Source organism: Vibrio sp. CCB-PB317 (genome assembly GCF_022808245.1).
GTDB classification, from domain to species: Bacteria; Pseudomonadota; Gammaproteobacteria; order Enterobacterales; family Vibrionaceae; genus Vibrio; species Vibrio diabolicus.
Map to the genome: position 1 here is coordinate 483,202 of NZ_JALGNU010000003.1, position 19,748 is coordinate 502,949.

The following is a 19,748-nucleotide window of genomic DNA, read 5'->3' on the forward strand; positions in this document are numbered from 1 at the left end:
AGAGGCAAAGAGCTTCTAAATTATGCAATGGGGAGAAATTCAAATAGATTTATATCAACCCCAAACGTAAGAGAAGCGCCAGTGGCGCTTCTCGAAAAATCAGCCCCTGATAATACTGGGGTCTTGCAAACTTACAAGCAGAAAATGGTTAAAATTCGTTCTTCCACTCACGCAAAGCAGTAAAAACCGAGCATGGATCGCTATTTTTAATGCGACTAGCAACAGATTGAACCACGTCAGGGTTGGTGGTTCGCAAGAACGGATTAATCCACTTTTCTTTGCGTATTGTTGTTGGAAGTGTCGGAATGTTTAGGGCTCGCAGTCGGTTTACATCATCACGATATTGACGGAGCTGCTCATTATCGGGCTCAACCGCTAAAGCAAACGCCACGTTACTCGCGGTGTATTCATGCGCGCAGAAGACTTGAGTTTCTTCTGGTAGAGACGTTAGCTTGTTTAGTGACTCAAACATTTGCTCTGGCGTACCTTCAAAAATACGACCACAGCCTGCGGAAAACAACACGTCACCGCAAAACAGTTTTCCGTCTCCAACGTAACCGATATGACCTAAGGTATGGCCTGGTAAACCCAGCACCAAAAAGATTTCGCCAAATAACTCCAGTTTGTCGCCTTCTTCCATGGGGGTGGTTAGGGTTGGAATTGGCTCAGATTTCGGGCCTACAACGGCGACTTCAGGAAAGGCACGCACTAAGTCTGGAACGCCACCAATGTGATCGTTGTGGTGGTGCGTAATTAAAATCGCTTCTAAAGTTAATTCGTTAGCCTGCAAGTATTCTAACACTGGCTTCGCATCGCCCGGATCAACGACTGCGCAACGTTTATCGCTATTTTGTATCAGCCAGATGTAATTATCATTAAATGCGGGTATGCTTTTGATCTCTAACACGATTCGTTCTCCGTCACCCATTTTAGTCAGGTGGTTAATGAAACCAGCACTCAGCAACAAAACTATACCACACCCGTCGACTTGGTCAGCAATGAACAACGGTCCGTGGGTGCTTGAGTCAATCCAGACCCGACTTGATGAATGGTGCCCGAAACTCTTCGGTTACCATATGCTCAAACTGGGCGGGTTGAGCTGTGAGCTAACCAGCTGTAATTGTAACATTCAACACCAAGTCAACGTAGATATCCAGAACCCGTTGCATAATGTGATTGCAGATGGTTACGAATTGCCCTTTTTGGAAAAAAGCTTTGATGTTGTGATTCTCGCTCATCAGCTCGACTATGCAAGTGATCCACACCGTTTGCTACGGGAAGTCGATAGAGTGATGATGGATGATGGTTATTTGATAATCACTGGATTTAACCCACTAAGTTTGACTGGATTAGCGAGTTTGCTTCCTTGGCGTAAACATAATTTGCCTTGGAGTGGACGAATGTTTACGTCGAACCGCATCAACGACTGGTTAGGGTTACTTAATTATCAAGTGATTCATTGCGATCGTTACGCGCTGTTTCCGATGAAGCGCTACCGCACGATGTGGACATGGTTGGAAAACAGTCTCGGTGATTGGGCGTCACCTGCAGGGAGTTTGTATTACATTGTGGCACGGAAACGAACATACCCTCTCAAGCCTATCAAACCGCATTGGCGTTTGAAGAAAAAGCTCACACCACTAGGGGTGATGAATCGAGAGGGCAATACTATGAGGAAAGAATCTCGTTAAGAGGGTTGGTAACCGGTATCTTCCTCGGTTGGGTTTTCTGCGGCGGTACGGGCTAGCTCATCACAAATTTCATTCTCACGATGACCAGCGTGGCCTTTTACCCAGTGCCATTCAACTTGATGGCGTGCAGTTTCTTTGTCTAGAGCTTGCCATAGATCGGCATTCTTCACGGGTTTTTTATCCGCTGTTTTCCAGCCACGCTTCTTCCAGTTATGGATCCACTGAGTAATACCTTGGCGCACATATTGACTGTCAGTCGTTAAAGTGACTTTGCAAGGTTGTTTTAACGTCTGCAGCGCGACGACAGCCGCCAACATTTCCATGCGGTTGTTGGTGGTTAGCGTGTAGCCTTTGGAAAGCGTCTTTTCTACGTCTTTGTAACGCAATACAATGCCGTAACCACCTGGTCCTGGGTTACCTAAACAAGAACCGTCAGTGAAAATCTCAACGTGTTTGGTCATATTTTTTGGTACTATTAGCCGAAACATTTAATAAAGCATAGTCTGACATACATAACCTTATGAATACCAGCAGCAATTCTGAATATAACCGCATTGTCGTTCTCGATACCGAAACCACAGGTATGAACCGCGAGGGTGGTCCTCACTACATGGGACACCGCATTATTGAAATCGGTGCCGTGGAGATCATCAACCGTAAGCTGACTGGTCGTCACTTCCACGTTTATTTAAAACCCGATCGTGAAATCCAACCAGAAGCGGTTGAAGTTCACGGTATTACGGATGAATTCTTGGTTGATAAACCGGAATACGCGAGCGTGCACCAAGAGTTTCTTGAGTTTATTAAAGGCGCAGAACTTGTTGCCCACAACGCCCCCTTCGATACGGGCTTTATGGATTACGAGTTTGGCATGCTCGATCCCCACATCGGCAAAACGGACGACTACTGCAAGGTGACCGATACCCTTGCTATGGCGAAGAAAATCTTCCCTGGCAAGCGAAACAACCTTGATATCTTATGTGAACGCTACGGTATTGATAACTCGCACCGTACACTCCACGGAGCTTTGCTCGATGCGGAGATTCTAGCCGACGTTTACCTCTTTATGACGGGTGGTCAAACGAGTCTAGAATTTAACGCGAATAAACAAGAGGGTGGGGTAGAAACCATTCGCCGTATTGAAGGAAGAAAAGCGCTAAAGGTTTTGCGCGCAAGTGCCGATGAACTAGAAGCTCACCAAAAAAGATTAGAGTTGGTGAACGACTGTATTTGGCATCAATAGGAGAAGCTATGCTGAGGGCTTTGTTGGTCGCGTTTTTAGCGATATGGAGTAGTCTCTCGAGTGCATCGAGTGAATCTGCTATGTCTTTGTTAGACAATCGCTTTCGAGTGGATCCAACCATCGAGCAGATCACTTTTTTAGTTTATCGTGAGCAAAGTTCTCAGCCAGTTGTTTTAGTCCGCCCTGACGGTAAAAAGTACTATGCTTGGGACGCCTACGACAATGTACGTTGGTACCAAGAAGCCTCACTCGATATTATCTCCGTTGACAACCCTATGCCAGGCCCATGGCAGGCTGTGGGGAAAGTCACTCCTAAAAATAACATCCGCTTAATTTCTCACTTAAAGCTCAGCACGGATGTGTTCCCAAACCGATTATATAATGGGGAAGCGCTTAAGTTTACAGCTCGCCTAACCTCCGACGACAAACCTCTTGTACTGCGTGACTTCCTTGACCGCGTGAATCTGCGCGTGACATTTACCAAGTTTGTCGAAAATGAAGATGAGTTGATCAAAGAAGCACGTCCAGTGCCGATGGTTGTGGGTGAGTTTGCTGATGATGGCCGCGGCTTGGATGAAAAAGCAGGGGATGGTGTGTTCACTGTCCAACTACCAATAGACGTTGAGCCCGGTAAGTACCGTGCGCGAATCACCTCTGGTAATGGCGTATTCTTACGAGCGCAAGAGCAAGTCATCTTGGTTTATCCGAACCCAATTTCTCGTACTTTTATTCAGGCGCGCAATCCTGACAAACCACACCAATTGGTGGTGAGTGGTGAGCAAGGTATGATCGCGCCAGGCTCAATCGCAGTCACGGTGGAACAAGATGCACCCGATGGCTTCGTTAGCTACAGCCAAGGGCAGGTGTCTGAAGATGGAATGAGAACCACGCTGAACCTCAATAACGATGCTGAGCTAGGTAAGTACGCATGGCGTGGCGAGATCTTTGCCACTGATTTAGCGACGCAACGTCCACTGGTGTTTCCTATTCCAGAGCAAACCTTCAGTGTTGTTGATGAAGTTGATCTAGAAGCCGCTCGAATTGCAAAAGAAGCTGAATTAGCCGAGCAGCGCCGTATTGAAATGGAAAAGCAAATTATCGCTGAGCGGGAGGCTGAGCGTAAGCGCAGCATGATTATTATCGCGGTGGGTAACGTGATAATGCTGCTGATTGTGATCATTGCATGGATAGTCTGGCGCAAAATTAAAGCGAAACGCGATGCCATGCCAGAGATGCAGTTAGAGGTGCCAAAGAAATAGTAGTAACACATAAAGCGAGAAACGGAGCCAATCGGCTCCGTTTTTTCAGTTTAAGTTTGAGACAGAATTTGATGTTTCTCATGGTCATTAATCATTTTATTTTAAAGTAACACCATGATTTAACGTTGATTAATCATAGTAAAGCTCGCATGATACTCTTTACGTTTCGACTTGATTTTAGTGCGTATCGACGGAGTGAGTTATGACAATTGGAGCGTTAGAACTAGAGCATTTACCACGACAAAAGGCCTTGGTTGAGTCAGCTTATGATGCCTTTTATTCTGAAAAAGACGTTGTTGCCGCGGTATTGCTTGGCTCCTTGTCATCAGGACAAGGTGACCGTATTTCGGACGCTGATGTTGTTGTATTTACTCAAAACAACTTCCACAAAGCCTCAGAGCTTTGTTTTACCCAGTTTGAAGCTAATAAAGACATTTTTTATCGCCTTGAGGGAGAGCACAACGAAAATGCGTGTTTCAAAAAATACATTTTTAATGACCTAACCAGTGCAGAGATTCATTGTTTAGATCTCTGTGAGCCTTTCAAACTTTCTAAGCCGTTTAAGACTTTATTTGATAAAGCTGATGTGATTGCGGGCATGGTTACTGATGAACCTGCGCCAAAGCATGAAGATTTCCCAGTTTATACCAGTGGTGATCAAGGCCTGATCTGGGAACTCTTTGATTGTATTAAGTGGTTGAGCAGAGATAACCATGAGCTTGCTAAGTCCTACTTGAAAAAACTCTCTGAGAAACTCTAATTTGAGAGTTATCCCCGTTCCTCCCACTCAAGTTAGTTAAGCGGTTAGGTTATGAAATACAAAAAGCGTCAGAAGTACAAATATATTCTCCATTCTGAAGAAAAGATTGAGACTCGCATTTCAGTGAGTCAGGTGTATGACAGCCCTTTTCTTAGTTTGTCCAAACAAGGCGTGTTAACGATTAAAAAGGGTTATGCATGGGATGGAGCGAGTGGGCCAGCATTAGACACAAAAAACATTATGAAAGCTTCTTTAGTTCATGATGCTCTTTACCAACTCATGAGGGAAGAGGTGTTGCCTCAAAGTGCTCGAAAGCATGCGGATATGTTGCTGAGAGAAATATGTTTAGAAAAAGGAATGTCTAGCTTCAGAGCAACTTATATCTATTATGGCGTCAGAGTTGTCGGTGGCTTCTTTTCCAGACCCGATACTTTGTGTGCTTAACGGGAACATCTTTCCAATTTTTAACTGTTTATTTATACAGTTTGGTTGTGTAAGCTCCAAGATGATACAAAGGAGTCGTACATAATGACAATAAGATATGAAGAGCATGTGCCAAGCCCGAAAGAATACTGTGATATGCGTGTCAAAGCCGGGCTATCACCCAAATCGTTGAAAGCTGCTGAAATTGGTCTACCCAATTCGTTGTATGGCGTATCTGTTCGGGATGAAGGAAAGCTCATTGCAATGGGTCGGGTTGTTGGTGACGGGGCGTGTAACTTCGAAATTGTCGATGTTGCCGTTGATTCTGATTATCAAGGTAACGGTTTAGGTAGAAAAGTCATGGAATACATCGACGGTTATCTTTCTTCTGTTGCACTTGAAGGCTCTTACGTTTCTATGATTGCTGATGAGCCGGTCTTTTACGAAAAGCTTGGTTATAGGCTGGTGGCTCCTAAAAGCCAAGGGATGACAAAAAAGTTTAAGCCGAAGGTGTAACACGTATTCAGCTGTGCAAATAAGCAATAGAAAACAGGAGTTTAATTTCCTGTTTTCTATATTAAATTTCTACTTAAGCCACTTCTGGAATTGGTTTGGGTGGCTGCTCTAAATCAGGCTCTTTTTGAACAGTAGGAATTTGTCCCTCACCCACAGCACTGATGTAACAGCCACTAAGTTTAATGGCAAGGTACATATCGGCTCGCAGTAAGATGCCTCCTTCACTGGTGCTGATACCAGTAAGCTCACACCATTGCCGTAAGCGTCGTTTCCTTCCTGCGAGGATTAAGCGTACGCCTCTCTTTTTTAAAGTATTGTGAATATCTGACAGTGTTGCCATCACACTGAGATCCAAGTGAGTAAAGCTCGATACGGCGTCGATGACAACGCAACTTGCGTCTTTGTGATGTTCTACTTGCTCTAACACTCGGCGTTTAAAGTAAGGTGCGTTGAAGTAAGTCAGCGGCGAGTTAAAGCGGTAAATCACCATTCCAGGAATAGGCGAAGCTTTTCCTGAGTCGTCGATGGTCCGAATGGTGCCTTTTTCATCCAAGCCAAGTAGCTGATCACTCGGTCGCATGACAATACGTAAAAATTGAAATAGCCCTAGCAGTACCGCTAAAGTGATCCCCGGTATTACGCCTACGATCAAAACAGAAATAAAAGTGATGATTGCTAGATAGAACGCATCTTTGTCACGAGATTTTAATTTCCAAATGGCTTTGAGATCGAGCAGAGACAAGGATGCGATGATCAACACGACACCAAGTGATGCGATGGGAATAAACTGTAAAGGCTCATAAATAAATACCGCAATAATGGCAATGGTGATTGCGGCGACAATCGAAACTAATTGAGATTTACCGCCATTTGCATCATTTACCGCTGTGCGTGAGTCAGCGCCGCTTATCGCGAAACCTTGCGAAAACGCTGAGGCAATGTTGGCAAAGCCCAACGCCTGAAACTCTTTATTTGCATCAATATCATAACCGTTTTTAGCGGCGAAACTGCGCGCGGTGAGCATCATGCTAACAAAGCTGACAATCGCAAGGTTGAGCGCCGGGACCACTAGCTCACGAACTTCACCTAGCTCAAACTCCGGCGTTTGAAACTGAGGGAAACCACCTTGAGTGAGCCCAACTACGGATACGCCCATCTCTTGTAAATGGAAAAACCAAACTGACGCGGTAGTCACGAGTATCGCCAGCATGGCAGCAGGCCAAGTTGGTCGGTAGCGTTTGGTGAGTAAATAAACGACAACCGTCACGATACTCAGAGTTACGGTAGGCCAATGAAGCTCGGTTAATCGTTGTGGAGCCTCCCATAAGCGTTCCAGCAAATAACGTTGTTCGTATTTCAAACCGACCACTTTGGCAAACTGACCAACGATAATTGTGAGAGCGACACCGTTGAGTAGACCCAAAAGAATCGGGCGAGAGAGGAAGTCTGCAAACACCCCTAACTTGAAACGACTGGCCAGTACACACCAAATACCAGTCATCGCTGTCATGGTCATGACTAACTGCCAATGCTTTGTAGGATCACCCGCGGCAAGCGGCGTAACAACGGCGGCAATCACTGCACAGGTTGCTGCATCGGGTCCGACAATGAGTTGTCGAGATGTGCCCATCATGGCGTATACCAACATTGGCAGTACACACGAGTACAGACCGACAATTGCAGATACACCGGTTAGCTGTGCATAAGCTATGGCAACTGGCAGGGCAACCGCGACAACAGAAAAGGCGGCTCTAAAGTCGTTAACAAACCATTCTTTTTGATAATGCTTAAGCTGAACAAGCCCAGGGAACCACTGTGCGAATAATATTTTAGCCAACGGATTTACCATATATGTGAGTGAGTTACTTAAAAGTATACACCGCTTGCTTGGAACGTCTGTGAGTTAGTTATCACTGGAAATCGGGGGAAGGTTCGGAGTGCGTGGATTTTATTGCGCTTGCGCAGAGGTTCTTCGTGGTGTGAGGTGTTATGAACGCTATTCTGGTAGCTATAAAAAAACGGGAGTTGTTACTCCCGTTTTATGGTTTCAGATTAGAAAGTTAGGCAACGCTATCCATCTGAGGGTATAGCGGCTTTGCGGCGAGCAATTCCGGCTCAAAGTCGTCAACGTTGATTGTATCCAGACGATGCTGTTCAGCTTCTCTTAGTAGGTCGGCTTCTTCTTGCGTGATCAAGCCTTGCTCTAGCCCTTCCTGAGCAATCATATCCAAACGTAGGAATGGGCGACGCTTACCTTGCGCTTTACATACTTTGTCGAACACTGGCTCAGCTTGAAGAATGACTGACAGGGCAAGCTCAATCTTACCTGCTGCGTTGTGCTCGGTTGGTTCAAGGTACTGACCGCGACCAATGCGTGAGCGCGTTGCACTTGGCGTTTGTAGAATGCGCGCCACTTTGCTGTCTAGTTTATCGCTTGGCGCTTTGCGTACACGACCGAATGGCATGATTAACACGCGCAGTGCACGACCAATCACTTTGTTAGGGAAGTTTGCTAAGAATTCGTCTACCGCCACTTCCGCTTGTTTCAAACTGTCTTGTAGCCCCCAGTGTACTAACGGTAAATCTTCGACTGGGCGGCCATCTTGCTCAAAACGTTTCAACGTCGCAGAGCTTAAATATAGTTGGCTTAGAATGTCACCAAGACGCGCTGATAGACGCTCTTTACGCTTCAAAGAGCCACCTAGCACTGCCATCGAGATATCCGATAGCAAGGCAAGGTTTGCACTGTAGCGGTTCAACTGTTGGTAGTAACGCTTGGTTGCATCTTTGGTTGGTGATGAAGAACCTAAACCGTCGCTCAAACCAAACCAGATACTGCGAACGAGGTTACTCATGGTAAAGCTCACGTGACCCGCAAGCGCTTTATCGAACTTCTCAACTGCATCGCCAGCGTCAGAATATGCTGCGTTCATTTCTTCAAGAACGTATGGATGACAGCGAATCGCACCTTGACCAAAGATGATCATTGAGCGTGTTAAAATGTTTGCACCCTCAACCGTTACCGCGATTGGCGCACCTTGGTAACCACGCGCTAGGAAGTTAGAAGGTCCCATACAGATACCTTTACCGCCTACGATGTCCATTGCGTCGATGATGCTTTGCTGACCGCGATGAGTACAGTGGTACTTCACGATAGCTGAGATTACTGATGGCTTTTCACCTAAGTCGATACCTGCCACGGTTAAGTTGCTTGCTGCATCCATCACGTAAGCATTACCACCAAGACGTGCCAATGGCTCTTCTACGCCTTCCATGTGACCGATAGGTTGTTTGAACTGGCGACGAATGCGTGAGTAAGCGCCCGTTGCCATTGCCGCAGTTTTGATGCCACCTGTTGAGTTTGAAGGTAGCGTGATACCACGACCAACCGATAGACACTCAACCAGCATACGCCAACCTTGGCCCGCCATTTTTTCACCACCGATAATGAAATCGATAGGAACAAAGATGTCTTTACCGCGCGTTGGACCATTTTGGAATGGCACATTGAGCGGGAAGTGTCGGTTACCAATCTCAACACCTTTGACATCAGTTGGGATAAGCGCACAAGTGATGCCAAGATCTTCTTTGTCGCCTAGCAAACCTTCAGGATCGCGAAGTTTAAATGCTAAGCCTAGTACCGTTGCGACTGGCGCTAGGGTGATGTAGCGCTTGTTCCAAGTCAGGCGCATACCCAGTACTTCTTTTCCTTCCCATTCGCCTTTACAGACCACACCGTAATCTGGAATAGATCCAGCGTCAGAGCCCGCTTCTGGACTCGTTAAGGCGAAACAAGGGATTTCCTTACCTTCAGCTAGGCGCGGTAAGTAATGGTTTTTCTGATCTTCAGTACCGTAGTGTTGCAGTAGCTCACCAGGACCCAAAGAGTTAGGAACACCAACGGTAGACGATAGAACGCCAGAAACACCCGTTAGTTTTTGTAGTACTAGTGATTGAGCGTATGCTGAGAACTCAAGACCACCGTATTTTTTCTTAATGATCATGGCGAAGAATTTGTGATCTTTCAGGTATTGCCAAACTTCTGGCGGTAAGTCCGCGAGTTCATGGGTCACTTGGAAATCACTCACCATGGCGCACACTTCATTCACAGGGCCGTCTAAAAAGGCTTGTTCTTCCGCACTTAACTTAGGTGCTTGAATCGCGTGTAGCTTTTGCCACTCTGGTTTGCCTTTAAATAGTTCGGCTTCCCACCAGACGGTACCTGCGTCTAACGCTTCTTTTTCGGTTTGAGACATAGCTGGCAGCACTTTCTTGAAAAGCGCTAATGCTTTGCGGCTTATCAAAGACTGACGTACGCCAGGAACCGCGAATACAGCGGCAGCAAGAACGTAAATCGTCCAACCAGTAACGCCAACCGCGCCTGTTACTGTAAGCGCTAACATAGCTGCTGTGAGTAAACTAATAGATTTCACGAGAGACATGCGGTGGTAGAGCGTAATGCCTAACACGACCGTCATCGTGATGATTGAGAGCAAGATGTCCATATGTATTTTCCTTTTCAGACTTTATAAGTGTTGTACGTCTGTATGTTAGGTAAGAGGTCTAACCAGTTGGTTTAAGTGTAATCAAAATATTAAGGAAATGTAAAACATAAGATTGGATAAAAAGTGATCTAAGTAGAGTTAAAGTTCTAAAGTGCGATTTGAGTGATGGTTTCATGAGCAAGTTGACAAGTTTATTACCATCACCAATCTAAATCTGTTGGTTCACTATCGACACTAATTCTCGTTTGTGGGTAAACTCAGAGTAATCAAACCCGAGTTCAGGTTTATGAAATGTCCGATACCAAATTGGTATCAGAACAATTTGCTCAGTGAATCTAGGACTGACTGAAGCCGAAATAATAAAGAGAACGTCTTATGTACCATGATCTGATTAGAAGTGAATTAAACGAAGCTGCTGAAGTGCTCAACAAATTTTTAAGCGATGACCATAACATTGCGCAAATCGAAGCAGCGGCGAAAATGATTGCTGACTCATTCAAGCAAGATGGTAAAGTACTGTCATGTGGTAACGGTGGTTCTCACTGTGATTCGATGCACTTTGCCGAAGAGTTAACAGGCCGTTACCGAGAAAACCGTCCTGGCTATGCTGGTATTGCTATTTCAGATCCAAGCCACCTTTCTTGCGTGAGTAATGACTTTGGTTATGACTTCGTGTTTTCCCGTTATGTAGAAGCGGTAGGCCGAAAAGGTGACGTACTGTTTGGTCTGTCGACTTCAGGTAACTCAGGTAACATCCTGAAAGCGATTGAAGCGGCGCAAGCGAAAGGCATGAAGACGATTGCGCTAACAGGCAAAGATGGCGGCAAAATGGCAGGGCTTGCCGATATTGAAATCCGCGTGCCACACTTTGGTTATGCGGACCGCATTCAGGAAATTCATATTAAGATTATTCATATCATCATTCAGTTGATTGAAAAAGAGATGGAATAGTCGTTTCACAGCCACCTTTTCGAGCTGTGTTGTTAGGGAGTTTTTTAAATCATGTGTGAATTGCTCGGTATGAGCGCTAATGTTCCGACGGATATTTGTTTCAGTTTTACCGGGCTCATGCAGCGTGGAGGTCGAACTGGCCCACACCGTGACGGATGGGGAATTACCTTCTACGAAGGGAAAGGTTTTCGAACTTTCAAAGATCCCAAGCCAAGTTGTGAGTCGCAAATTGCAGAGTTAGTGCAAAATTATCCTATCAAGAGTCGTGCTGTCGTTAGTCATATCCGGCAGGCGAATCGTGGTGGTGTTAATTTAGAAAATACTCATCCCTTTACACGTGAGTTATGGGGTAGGTATTGGACGTTTGCGCACAACGGTCAGCTCTCAGGCTATCAAGACTTACATACGGGTCGACACCGACCTGTCGGCGAGACAGATAGCGAACTGGCCTTTTGTTGGTTGCTGAAGCAAATGGAAGATCGATATCCTGAGCCGCCAAAGGATATGGAATCGGTATTCTTATATGTTGCTAAATGTTGTGATGAGCTAAGAGAGAAGGGTGTATTTAACATGCTTCTGAGTGATGGTGAGTATGTAATGACGTATTGCACCAATCATTTGTATTGGATCACGAGACGCGCACCGTTTGGTAAAGCCGCTTTGCTTGATGAAGATGTGGAAATTAACTTCCAAGAAGAAACAACGCCACACGACATTGTGTCTGTGATCGCGACTCAACCTTTAACGGGCAATGAAGCTTGGCAGCGGATGAAGCCTGGCGAATACGGCTTGTTTCACCTAGGTGAACTTGTGAAAAACAATGCCTCTGAACTGGTGAATGTGTCGTTTGCAGCGGCGAAACCGGGCAATCAGGCGCCAACTGAGCCGTTAGAATAGCAGTTAATTCGGAACAACTCGTAAAGCTCGCTTAATCGCGAGCTTTATTTTTATACGTTTTTTAACCGAATGCGTATACTGGTGAACTCTCATACTTTCTAGGTTCCTAGTCTCGCTAAGGCTTGCCGGAAAGACGTAACTGATAGAAATTTCTCATAAAACACCACGTCATTCTGAACGGTGAGGAACGAACCAGATTCAGAATCTACTTTCCGAGTGTCGTGTTACTCAAGTGGTTATGGGATTTTTTAGAATGTTGGGTTTTAGGTTTCTAGTCTCACTACGGTTTTCTTGAATCAGTTTTATATGTTTCAAAATAACAAAAGGCAGCTCTCAGGCTGCTCTTTTGTGTTTGGAGTTTGGTATTCAGGACTACTCATCGGAGGCGTAGCCGTGTGCGCCAAGCTCTGCGCCATCTAAATAGGCTTTACCATCCTTCATGATCAAACGCTCATCTACTAACCACTTCGCCACCATAGGGTAGATTCGGTGTTCCTGAGCCTGAACACGCGCAGCAAGTACACTAGCATCATCGTCTTCGAACACCGGAACTTTTGCTTGCAGTATGACAGGGCCACCATCAAGCTCTTCCGTTACAAAGTGCACACTCGTACCATGTTCTTTGTCGCCAGCATCTATTGCTCTCTGGTGTGTGTGTAGCCCAGGATATTTTGGTAGAAGAGAAGGGTGGATATTGATCATCTTACCCATGTAATGAGAAACAAACTCGCTGCTCAGAATACGCATGTAGCCCGCCAGAATAATCACGTCTGGTTGGTATTCATCGATTTGACTCATTAGCTCTGCATCAAAGCTTTCACGCGAGTCGAATGCTTTAGGGTCGACAAAGTGACCGTCTACATCAAATTTTTTTGCACGTTCTAAACCAAAAGCATCTGCTTTGTTAGAGAACACGGCTGCCACTCGTGCGTTTGGCATGCTGTTTTCGCAAGCTTCCAAGATAGCTTGCAGGTTACTTCCGTTACCCGAGATGAGGACCACAATGTTTTTTAGGGTATGGTTTTTCATGATGTCGAGAGTGCCTTGGTATGGTAGGTTGGAGTTATGTAGCTTCTAAACTACCTACTAATAGAATGGTTTTTATTGTTCTAGATAGCAAAATGAGGACCTAGTCATCTAGTGTCCTCATTCTTTTTATCTTGTGGGCTCGATTTGCAAATTATTGGATTTCAACTTGCTCTTCATTCGCGTCTGCTTGCGCGATTTGACCAATCACCCACGCGTTTTCGCCTTCTTCTTTAAGAAGAGCAACTGCTGCGTCTGCCTGGTCTTTCGGTAGTGCGACGATTAGACCCACACCACAGTTGAATGTGCGGTACATTTCGTGTGTGTCGACATTGCCTTTCTCTTGTAGCCACTTGAAGATCACTGGCCATTCCCAGCTGTTACCATCGATAACTGCTTTTGTGCCTTCAGGCAGCACACGTGGGATGTTTTCCCAGAAACCACCACCAGTGATATGAGAAATCGCATGGATGTCGTGTTTCTCAATCATCTTAAGTGCTGATTTGATGTAAATCTTCGTTGGTTCTAGTAGGTGCTCACCGATAGTGCGACCTGCTAATTCTTCGTTCTTATCTGCGCCAGATACTTCTAGGATTTTACGGATAAGGGAGTAACCGTTTGAGTGTGGGCCGCTTGAGCCAACAGCGATAAGTGCATCACCAGCAGCGACTTTCGTGCCGTCGATCACGTCTTCTTTTTCTACTACGCCAACACAGAAACCAGCTACATCGTAGTCTTCGCCTTCATACATGCCAGGCATCTCCGCAGTTTCGCCACCAATTAGGGCGCAACCTGCTTGAACACACCCTTCAGCGATACCTGAAACAACATCCGCTGCGGTATCAACGTCTAGTTTGCCTGTTGCGTAATAATCTAGGAAGAACAGTGGCTCTGCGCCTTGCACGATAAGATCATTTACACACATCGCAACAAGGTCGATGCCGATAGTGTCGTGCTTGTTCATATCCAGTGCTAGGCGAAGCTTAGTACCTACGCCATCAGTACCAGAAACCAGTACAGGTTGTTTGTATTTGGTTGGCAATTCGCATAGCGCGCCAAAACCACCGATACCACCCATAACTTCAGGGCGACGAGTACGTTTTACCGCACCCTTAATACGATCCACAAGCGCGTTGCCTGCATCAATATCTACACCAGCGTCTTTATAGCTAAGAGAAGAGTTGTTACCACTCACAGGGAAGTCCTCGGTATTAAGTTGGATATGAAAACGGCGCTATTCTAACAGTGCTTAAACACAGATAGCAAACGTTTGCGTCTGTTTTTTTCTTTAGTGATTTATCCTGATATCCCTGTAAAAATCATGTATAATCTGAAGGTTTGTTTAAATATTGCCAACTATAGCCGGAGATGGACATGAAAGTTGTTGAAGTAAAGCACCCTCTAGTAAAACATAAAATTGGTCTAATGAGAGAAGGTGACATCAGCACAAAACGTTTTCGTGAGTTAGCGACTGAGGTCGGTAGCCTACTTACTTACGAAGCAACGTCAGACTTTGAAACAGAAAAAGTGACCATTGATGGTTGGAACGGTCCGGTAGAAGTAGACCAAATTAAAGGTAAAAAAGTAACCGTAGTACCAATCCTACGTGCAGGTCTAGGCATGATGGACGGTGTTCTTGAGCACATGCCAAGCGCACGTATCAGTGTTGTTGGTATTTACCGTGATGAAGAAACACTTGAGCCAGTTCCTTACTTCAACAAGCTTGCTTCTAACATCGATGAGCGTATTGCGCTTGTTGTTGACCCAATGCTTGCAACGGGTGGTTCTATGATTGCTACGATTGATCTTCTAAAAGAGAAAGGTTGTAACCAAATCAAAGTGTTGGTACTTGTTGCTGCACCAGAAGGTATTGAAGCGCTAGAAAAAGCACACCCAGATGTGGAGCTATACACTGCGGCCATCGATGAGAAGCTAAATGACAAAGGCTACATCGTACCGGGTCTAGGTGATGCAGGTGATAAGATCTTCGGTACTAAGTAATTCTTTAATGTATTACTACGACTGAACAGAAAAAACAAAGGCTTGGTGAAAACCAAGCCTTTTTTATATCTATAATACGAGAAGAATAAAATGCGCCACTCAGTAAAGCAGCGCGGACGCACTATTTCGCGTTCTCCTCTTCCATTTGTGCGTTATCTACAACGTGGTTTTCACCTAAATCGTTTGGTAGCACAAGGTTAAGAATAATTGCCACGATACCGCATAGGCTCACACCTTGTAGGCTGAACTCGCCAATACCGAAAGCCATACCGCCAATACCAAATACAAGTGTTACGGCAACGATCACTAGGTTACGAGACTTATGTAAATCAACGTTATTCTTGATCAGTGTATTAAGGCCTACCGTGGCGATAGAGCCGAAAAGTAGAATCATGATGCCGCCCATGACAGGCACAGGAATCGTTTGAAGAACCGCGCCTAGCTTACCTACCAATGCAAGTACGATTGCAGTGATCGCAGCCCAAGTCATGATCACAGGGTTAAATGCTTTGGTTAGCATTACCGCTCCTGTAACTTCACTGTAAGTGGTGTTTGGTGGAGCACCCACCATCGAGGCTGCGATAGTTGCCACCCCGTCACCTGCGATTGTGCGATGAAGGCCAGGTTTTTTCAGGTAGTTTTTACCTGTAACGTTTGAGATAGCAAGCATGTCACCTACGTGCTCTACCGCAGGTGCGATAGCGACAGGAATCATGAACAAGATTGCGTTTATGTTGAACTCTGGCGCGGTGAAGTTTGGCATAGCTAGCCAAGCTGCTTGTGTTACTGGAGTGAAATCAACCACCCCATAGAATAGAGAAACAGAGTAACCTGCAAGAATACCACCGACAATTGGAACGAGCTTCAAAAAGCCTTTTGCAAACACGCTTAGTACAATGGTTGTGAGCAGTGAGACCGCCGAGATGATGATCGCAGCATCACCATTAACAAGCTGTGCAGCACCATCACCGGTTTTACCTACCGCCATGTTCACTGCTGTTGGAGCAAGGCCAAGACCAATCACCATGATCACAGGGCCAACGACAACAGGCGGGAGAATTTTATGGATAAATCCAACACCACGCACTTTGATCATCGCCCCTAGAGCCACATAAACCAGGCCCGCTGCCATTAAGCCGCCCATCGTTGCGCCGATACCCCAAGTTTGGATACCGAACATAATAGGAGCAATAAACGCAAAAGAAGAGGCAAGGAAGATGGGAACAGAACGTTTAGTCATTAATTGGAAGAGGAGAGTACCGACACCGGCACCAAAGAGGGCGACATTTGGATCAAGGCCAGTTAGCAGCGGCACAAGCACCAAAGCACCAAAAGCGACAAAGAGCATTTGAGCGCCTTGTAACGCGTTTTTCATAATAATTCCCTATTTTCAAGATACGCAGACAAATCCGGCGAATACTATCATCCTGCAATCGTTTGCAACGTTGCATGGATCAAACTTTCGATTGAATCTTTCCCATAAATAGCGTTTTTGAGAGTTAGTTGCTTGCAAATTGGCCTCTTTTACGAGTCTTGCGTGACGATGAAAAATGAACTGTCTAACTTGTTGAGATAGCTGGATAAGCAATGAGTTTATTATGAAAAACAACGCTAGAGTGCTCGTTTAGACCCGAGTTAACAAAGCTGGTCATAATACAGACAATTTACTCAGTACTTACCTTGCTCAAGATTTGATAGTTGCTTATTATTCGGGTTCTTGTTCAGAGGATTATAAAAACTATGCGCTATTTAGCTCTCTTACTGATAGGTTGGTTGTCCCTACCAGTATATGCATTAACTCAGGTGGATATCTATCGTGCCGAAGTGGTTATCGACAGTGAGCAGAACGACGGTGAGTCTCTGGCTCGTCAACAAGGTATGCAGGATGTGATTGTTCGAGCGACCGGTTCTCAATCCTCTTTAAGCAATCCAGTGATTAAAAAGGCACTTGGTTCAAGTGCGCGTTACATTTCCCAACTGAGCTATGGGCAGGTTGATGGAAAAGCGAGCTTAAAAATGTTGTTTAACAGCGACCAAATCAGCTCGCTTTTAACACAAGCACAATTGCCATCTTGGTCGCCAAATCGCGCCAATATTTTGGTTTGGATGGTGGAAGAGCAGAGCTACGATCGTAATATTGCTTGGGAGCATTCCGACTCTTCAAACGTTGTAGCACTTCGCAGTGCTGCGAAATCGAGAGGCTTGCCGATCACGATCCCGGTTGGTGATTTTGATGATGTAACTGGTGTGAATGTTTCTGATCTTTGGGGCGGCTTTATTGAACCTATTGGCCAAGCCAGCCAGCGATACCCAGCGGATGCTGTTTTAGTTGTGCGCGCTCAAGGTGAACAAATTCGCTGGACGTTATACGATCAATCACCAATGAGAATTGTTGAAGCACAACGCTCTCCGCGTAACGGTTCAGCATCAGGCGCCAATGCCATTGCTGAGATGGTGGATGGCATCGCTGACTACTACGCGAGTAAGAGCGCAGTGGTAGTATCTGGAAAATCTTCAAAAGCGTTGGCGGTGAAAGTCCTTAATGTAACGTCTGCCACGGACTTCTTCCGTTTAGAGAATGCGTTAAAACAACTTAATTCGGTTGCGGGTACGGAAATTAAGCGTGTCCAAGGTGATGAGCTGACGCTCAACATCCATCTTTTGGCATCTCAACAAGCTTTTGAGAAAGAAGCTTCTTCTATTTCTCAATTAATGGTTTTTGAAGATCCTTTAGGTGAAGTTGATGCCCCAGCTTTAACTCAAGAAGCAGAGCCAATTGCTCCGATGAATGAAGCTAAAGATACAGCTATGGTAGAAAAAGTGCAGTCTGAAGTGCCTGCGGATATCGCGGCGGAAGCAAAGGACGAAACGCAACCAACTCAGCCGATGATTGTGGAGCCTGTCCGAGAACAGTATGACTTGATCTACGAGTGGCGCTCGGCATCGTAATCGCATTGATAGCTTTCCAAGCGTGAAGCGCAAGGATCAAACACCAATGTGGTAAGCGTAAAAAAGAGTCGCAATAGCGACTCTTTTTGTTTTCTAAATTCGTATTCGAACCAATGCTCAGTGATTGACTGCGATTGGCGTTATTTATTGAATTTCGCTTTTTCTTCTTTTTCTACTTGAGAGAGGCGCTTCAACTTAAGACCTAGCTCTTTGCCTCTCGCTCTAGCAAACAAAATATTGCCAGCGAAACCGAGTGAAGTCAGGAGCAACTCTACTGCCGCAAGCCAACGTTCTCCACCATCCACATAAAGGATGGTCAGCGCATGCAAGAAATACAGCATAAGAACAAAGTTAGCCCAAGCATGAGTGTAAGGCTTGCCGGCCAAAATACCAGGCAACGGAAGTAATAGCGGAATACACCAAGCAATAGCAAGTGTTGTGCTGCTGAGGTGAGGGTGAGGGGACAACGCAAGCTGCCAAATAGCGACCCAGGCCAATAAGGCTAAGTTGCCAAATAAAGCCAGGTAACGATAGGTTTTAGCCTGTGTACCGAGTGGTGTTTGGTCTAAAGAGTCAGACATCGATTAACTATCCTTGATTTTACTAACAGACTTTTAGTTTTAACGCTGCAGTTGCCAGCCTTTTGCCTAATTGTTGTGCCAGACGAATCTCTTCACTGCTGAGGGTTGCCTCATGGCCTACACTGCTGGCGCCATACGGAGTGCCTCCGGACTGCGTAGTGTGTAACTCTGGTTCGGCATAAGGAATGCCCAAAACCATCATCCCGTGATGCAATAAAGGGGTCATCATGCTTTGTAACGTTGTTTCTTGACCACCATGCATCGAAGAGGAAGAGGTAAAGACACAAGCTGGCTTATCGATTAAGTCACCACTGACCCATAAAGATGTAGTCTGATCCCAGAAGTGCTTTAAAGGCGCAGCCATGTTGCCAAACCAGACGGGACTGCCAAACGCTAGACCGTCGCACGTTTTCAGTTCCTCTAGAGTAACAATTGGATCAGAAGGGGAGTGTGAGTGAGGTGACAATTCTTCAACTGTACGCAAAATTGCTTGGCATTGAGGAGTCGATTCGACTCCTCTTGCTATCTGTCTTGCCAGTTGTTTTGTCGAGCCGTGACGGCTGAAATACAAAATAAGGATCTGGCAATCCATTTATAGAATATCCAAAACTTGCTCTGGTGGTCGACCAATTTTCGCTTTGCCGTTGGCAACTACCACCGGACGCTCAAATAATTTTGGATTTTTCGCCATTGCTTCGAACAATTGCTCATCGCTAACAGAGTCTTCGCCTAGGCCAAGTTCTTTGTATTCGCTTTCTTTGGTGCGCATCATTTCACGTACAGATGAAAAGCCAAGTTGTGCGTACAGCGCTTTTAGCTCATCTACGTTAAGTGGTGTGTCTAGGTATTTGACGACTTCCGGTGTAACACCATTTTGCTCAAGCAGTTCAAGTGTTTGACGGCTCTTTGAGCAACGAGGGTTGTGATAAATCACGACTGACATGGT

At 45.5% G+C, this 19,748-nt stretch carries 20 protein-coding genes; 10 read left to right on the forward strand and 10 right to left on the reverse strand.

Annotation, left to right across the window (positions count from 1 at the left end; translation table 11 throughout):
• Nucleotides 1–148: 148 nt before the first annotated feature.
• A complete protein-coding gene (gloB, locus tag MTR11_RS19405; RefSeq protein ID WP_006741673.1) occupies nt 149–907 on the reverse strand; it encodes a hydroxyacylglutathione hydrolase in 759 nt (252 codons plus the stop codon).
• Nucleotides 908–944: 37 nt separating this feature from the next.
• Here gloB and MTR11_RS19410 point away from each other — a divergent pair, with 37 nt between their 5' ends.
• Nucleotides 945–1,691: a class I SAM-dependent methyltransferase gene (locus MTR11_RS19410; RefSeq protein WP_012841508.1), complete on the forward strand. Its 747-nt coding sequence runs from the start codon at nt 945–947 to the stop codon at nt 1,689–1,691.
• On the opposite strand, the gene rnhA is transcribed toward MTR11_RS19410, so the two are convergent.
• Nucleotides 1,688–2,152, reverse strand: a complete 465-nt coding sequence (gene rnhA / locus MTR11_RS19415; protein ID WP_012841509.1) for a ribonuclease HI — start codon at nt 2,150–2,152, stop codon at nt 1,688–1,690. The two genes, MTR11_RS19410 and rnhA, sit on opposite strands and share 4 nt — an antisense overlap.
• A 59-nt stretch (nt 2,153–2,211) precedes the next feature.
• Between rnhA and dnaQ the strand changes: the two genes are divergently transcribed.
• From dnaQ to MTR11_RS19440, 5 genes are all read left to right on the forward strand, one after another.
• Nucleotides 2,212–2,934: a DNA polymerase III subunit epsilon gene (gene dnaQ, locus MTR11_RS19420; protein ID WP_243328229.1), complete on the forward strand. Its 723-nt coding sequence runs from the start codon at nt 2,212–2,214 to the stop codon at nt 2,932–2,934.
• A gap of 8 nt (nt 2,935–2,942) precedes the next feature.
• Nucleotides 2,943–4,193, forward strand: coding sequence for a TIGR03503 family protein (locus tag MTR11_RS19425; RefSeq protein WP_243328230.1), 1,251 nt, complete (start codon nt 2,943–2,945; stop codon nt 4,191–4,193).
• Between the two features lie 202 nt (nt 4,194–4,395).
• Nucleotides 4,396–4,953, forward strand: a complete 558-nt coding sequence (locus tag MTR11_RS19430; RefSeq protein WP_243328231.1) for a hypothetical protein — start codon at nt 4,396–4,398, stop codon at nt 4,951–4,953.
• Nucleotides 4,954–5,004: 51 nt separating this feature from the next.
• Nucleotides 5,005–5,397 (forward strand): DUF1353 domain-containing protein, encoded by a 393-nt coding sequence (locus MTR11_RS19435; RefSeq protein WP_243328232.1) that lies wholly within the window; start codon nt 5,005–5,007, stop codon nt 5,395–5,397.
• Nucleotides 5,398–5,481: 84 nt separating this feature from the next.
• On the forward strand, nt 5,482–5,892 hold the full coding sequence (locus MTR11_RS19440) for a GNAT family N-acetyltransferase (RefSeq protein ID WP_114323537.1): 411 nt from the start codon (nt 5,482–5,484) through the stop codon (nt 5,890–5,892).
• Between the two features lie 73 nt (nt 5,893–5,965).
• Here the strand turns inward: MTR11_RS19440 and MTR11_RS19445 are convergent, their stop codons facing one another.
• Together MTR11_RS19445 and fadE are read right to left on the reverse strand one after the other, a co-directional pair.
• Nucleotides 5,966–7,741: a SulP family inorganic anion transporter gene (locus MTR11_RS19445; RefSeq protein ID WP_006741676.1), complete on the reverse strand. Its 1,776-nt coding sequence runs from the start codon at nt 7,739–7,741 to the stop codon at nt 5,966–5,968.
• A gap of 211 nt (nt 7,742–7,952) precedes the next feature.
• A complete protein-coding gene (gene fadE / locus MTR11_RS19450; RefSeq protein WP_243328233.1) occupies nt 7,953–10,397 on the reverse strand; it encodes an acyl-CoA dehydrogenase FadE in 2,445 nt (814 codons plus the stop codon).
• A gap of 375 nt (nt 10,398–10,772) precedes the next feature.
• On the opposite strand from fadE, the gene lpcA reads away from it, so the two are divergent.
• Both lpcA and MTR11_RS19460 read left to right on the forward strand, forming a co-directional pair.
• On the forward strand, nt 10,773–11,348 hold the full coding sequence (lpcA, locus tag MTR11_RS19455) for a D-sedoheptulose 7-phosphate isomerase (protein WP_005380392.1): 576 nt from the start codon (nt 10,773–10,775) through the stop codon (nt 11,346–11,348).
• A 51-nt stretch (nt 11,349–11,399) separates the two neighbouring features.
• Complete coding sequence (locus MTR11_RS19460; RefSeq protein WP_243328234.1) at nt 11,400–12,245, forward strand: class II glutamine amidotransferase; 846 nt, start codon at nt 11,400–11,402, stop codon at nt 12,243–12,245.
• Between the two features lie 372 nt (nt 12,246–12,617).
• On the opposite strand, the gene purN is transcribed toward MTR11_RS19460, so the two are convergent.
• On the reverse strand, nt 12,618–13,274 hold the full coding sequence (purN, locus tag MTR11_RS19465) for a phosphoribosylglycinamide formyltransferase (RefSeq protein ID WP_074191686.1): 657 nt from the start codon (nt 13,272–13,274) through the stop codon (nt 12,618–12,620).
• Between the two features lie 151 nt (nt 13,275–13,425).
• Nucleotides 13,426–14,466 carry a phosphoribosylformylglycinamidine cyclo-ligase gene (purM, locus tag MTR11_RS19470; protein WP_243328235.1) on the reverse strand — a complete coding sequence of 347 codons (1,041 nt, stop codon included), beginning with the start codon at nt 14,464–14,466 and terminating at the stop codon, nt 13,426–13,428.
• A 179-nt stretch (nt 14,467–14,645) separates the two neighbouring features.
• Between purM and upp the strand changes: the two genes are divergently transcribed.
• Nucleotides 14,646–15,272: a uracil phosphoribosyltransferase gene (upp, locus tag MTR11_RS19475; RefSeq protein ID WP_041852906.1), complete on the forward strand. Its 627-nt coding sequence runs from the start codon at nt 14,646–14,648 to the stop codon at nt 15,270–15,272.
• A 121-nt stretch (nt 15,273–15,393) separates the two neighbouring features.
• On the opposite strand, the gene MTR11_RS19480 is transcribed toward upp, so the two are convergent.
• Nucleotides 15,394–16,647, reverse strand: a complete 1,254-nt coding sequence (locus MTR11_RS19480; protein ID WP_047008859.1) for a uracil-xanthine permease family protein — start codon at nt 16,645–16,647, stop codon at nt 15,394–15,396.
• A gap of 365 nt (nt 16,648–17,012) precedes the next feature.
• Between MTR11_RS19480 and MTR11_RS19485 the strand changes: the two genes are divergently transcribed.
• The gene (locus tag MTR11_RS19485; protein WP_006741683.1) at nt 17,013–18,221 is read left to right on the forward strand and encodes a DUF2066 domain-containing protein; all 1,209 of its coding nucleotides are present in this window, start codon (nt 17,013–17,015) and stop codon (nt 18,219–18,221) included.
• A gap of 140 nt (nt 18,222–18,361) precedes the next feature.
• Here the strand turns inward: MTR11_RS19485 and MTR11_RS19490 are convergent, their stop codons facing one another.
• Genes MTR11_RS19490 through arsC form a run of 3 tightly spaced genes read right to left on the reverse strand, consistent with a single transcriptional unit; the run spans nt 18,362 to nt 19,745 of the window.
• Nucleotides 18,362–18,802: a DUF2069 domain-containing protein gene (locus MTR11_RS19490; protein ID WP_012841511.1), complete on the reverse strand. Its 441-nt coding sequence runs from the start codon at nt 18,800–18,802 to the stop codon at nt 18,362–18,364.
• 22 nt (nt 18,803–18,824) lie between these two features.
• On the reverse strand, nt 18,825–19,394 hold the full coding sequence (gene wrbA / locus MTR11_RS19495; RefSeq protein ID WP_012841512.1) for an NAD(P)H:quinone oxidoreductase: 570 nt from the start codon (nt 19,392–19,394) through the stop codon (nt 18,825–18,827).
• On the reverse strand, nt 19,395–19,745 hold the full coding sequence (gene arsC / locus MTR11_RS19500; protein ID WP_005380410.1) for an arsenate reductase (glutaredoxin): 351 nt from the start codon (nt 19,743–19,745) through the stop codon (nt 19,395–19,397). It lies immediately after the preceding gene.
• Nucleotides 19,746–19,748 lie beyond the last annotated feature (3 nt).

Bases quoted from the DNA above. Each gene is read 5' to 3' on its own strand.
- MTR11_RS19440 (WP_114323537.1), top strand. From the start codon at position 5,482: ATGACAATAAGATATGAAGAGCATGTGCCAAGCCCGAAAGAATACTGT.
- MTR11_RS19485 (WP_006741683.1), top strand. From the start codon at position 17,013: ATGCGCTATTTAGCTCTCTTACTGATAGGTTGGTTGTCCCTACCAGTA.
- purN (WP_074191686.1), bottom strand. From the start codon at position 13,274: ATGAAAAACCATACCCTAAAAAACATTGTGGTCCTCATCTCGGGTAAC.
- MTR11_RS19430 (WP_243328231.1), top strand. From the start codon at position 4,396: ATGACAATTGGAGCGTTAGAACTAGAGCATTTACCACGACAAAAGGCC.
- MTR11_RS19425 (WP_243328230.1), top strand. From the start codon at position 2,943: ATGCTGAGGGCTTTGTTGGTCGCGTTTTTAGCGATATGGAGTAGTCTC.
- wrbA (WP_012841512.1), bottom strand. From the start codon at position 19,394: ATGGATTGCCAGATCCTTATTTTGTATTTCAGCCGTCACGGCTCGACA.
- MTR11_RS19435 (WP_243328232.1), top strand. From the start codon at position 5,005: ATGAAATACAAAAAGCGTCAGAAGTACAAATATATTCTCCATTCTGAA.
- MTR11_RS19445 (WP_006741676.1), bottom strand. From the start codon at position 7,741: ATGGTAAATCCGTTGGCTAAAATATTATTCGCACAGTGGTTCCCTGGG.
- lpcA (WP_005380392.1), top strand. From the start codon at position 10,773: ATGTACCATGATCTGATTAGAAGTGAATTAAACGAAGCTGCTGAAGTG.
- MTR11_RS19480 (WP_047008859.1), bottom strand. From the start codon at position 16,647: ATGAAAAACGCGTTACAAGGCGCTCAAATGCTCTTTGTCGCTTTTGGT.
- upp (WP_041852906.1), top strand. From the start codon at position 14,646: ATGAAAGTTGTTGAAGTAAAGCACCCTCTAGTAAAACATAAAATTGGT.
- MTR11_RS19460 (WP_243328234.1), top strand. From the start codon at position 11,400: ATGTGTGAATTGCTCGGTATGAGCGCTAATGTTCCGACGGATATTTGT.
- arsC (WP_005380410.1), bottom strand. From the start codon at position 19,745: ATGTCAGTCGTGATTTATCACAACCCTCGTTGCTCAAAGAGCCGTCAA.
- MTR11_RS19490 (WP_012841511.1), bottom strand. From the start codon at position 18,802: ATGTCTGACTCTTTAGACCAAACACCACTCGGTACACAGGCTAAAACC.
- dnaQ (WP_243328229.1), top strand. From the start codon at position 2,212: ATGAATACCAGCAGCAATTCTGAATATAACCGCATTGTCGTTCTCGAT.
- MTR11_RS19410 (WP_012841508.1), top strand. From the start codon at position 945: ATGAAACCAGCACTCAGCAACAAAACTATACCACACCCGTCGACTTGG.
- fadE (WP_243328233.1), bottom strand. From the start codon at position 10,397: ATGGACATCTTGCTCTCAATCATCACGATGACGGTCGTGTTAGGCATT.
- rnhA (WP_012841509.1), bottom strand. From the start codon at position 2,152: ATGACCAAACACGTTGAGATTTTCACTGACGGTTCTTGTTTAGGTAAC.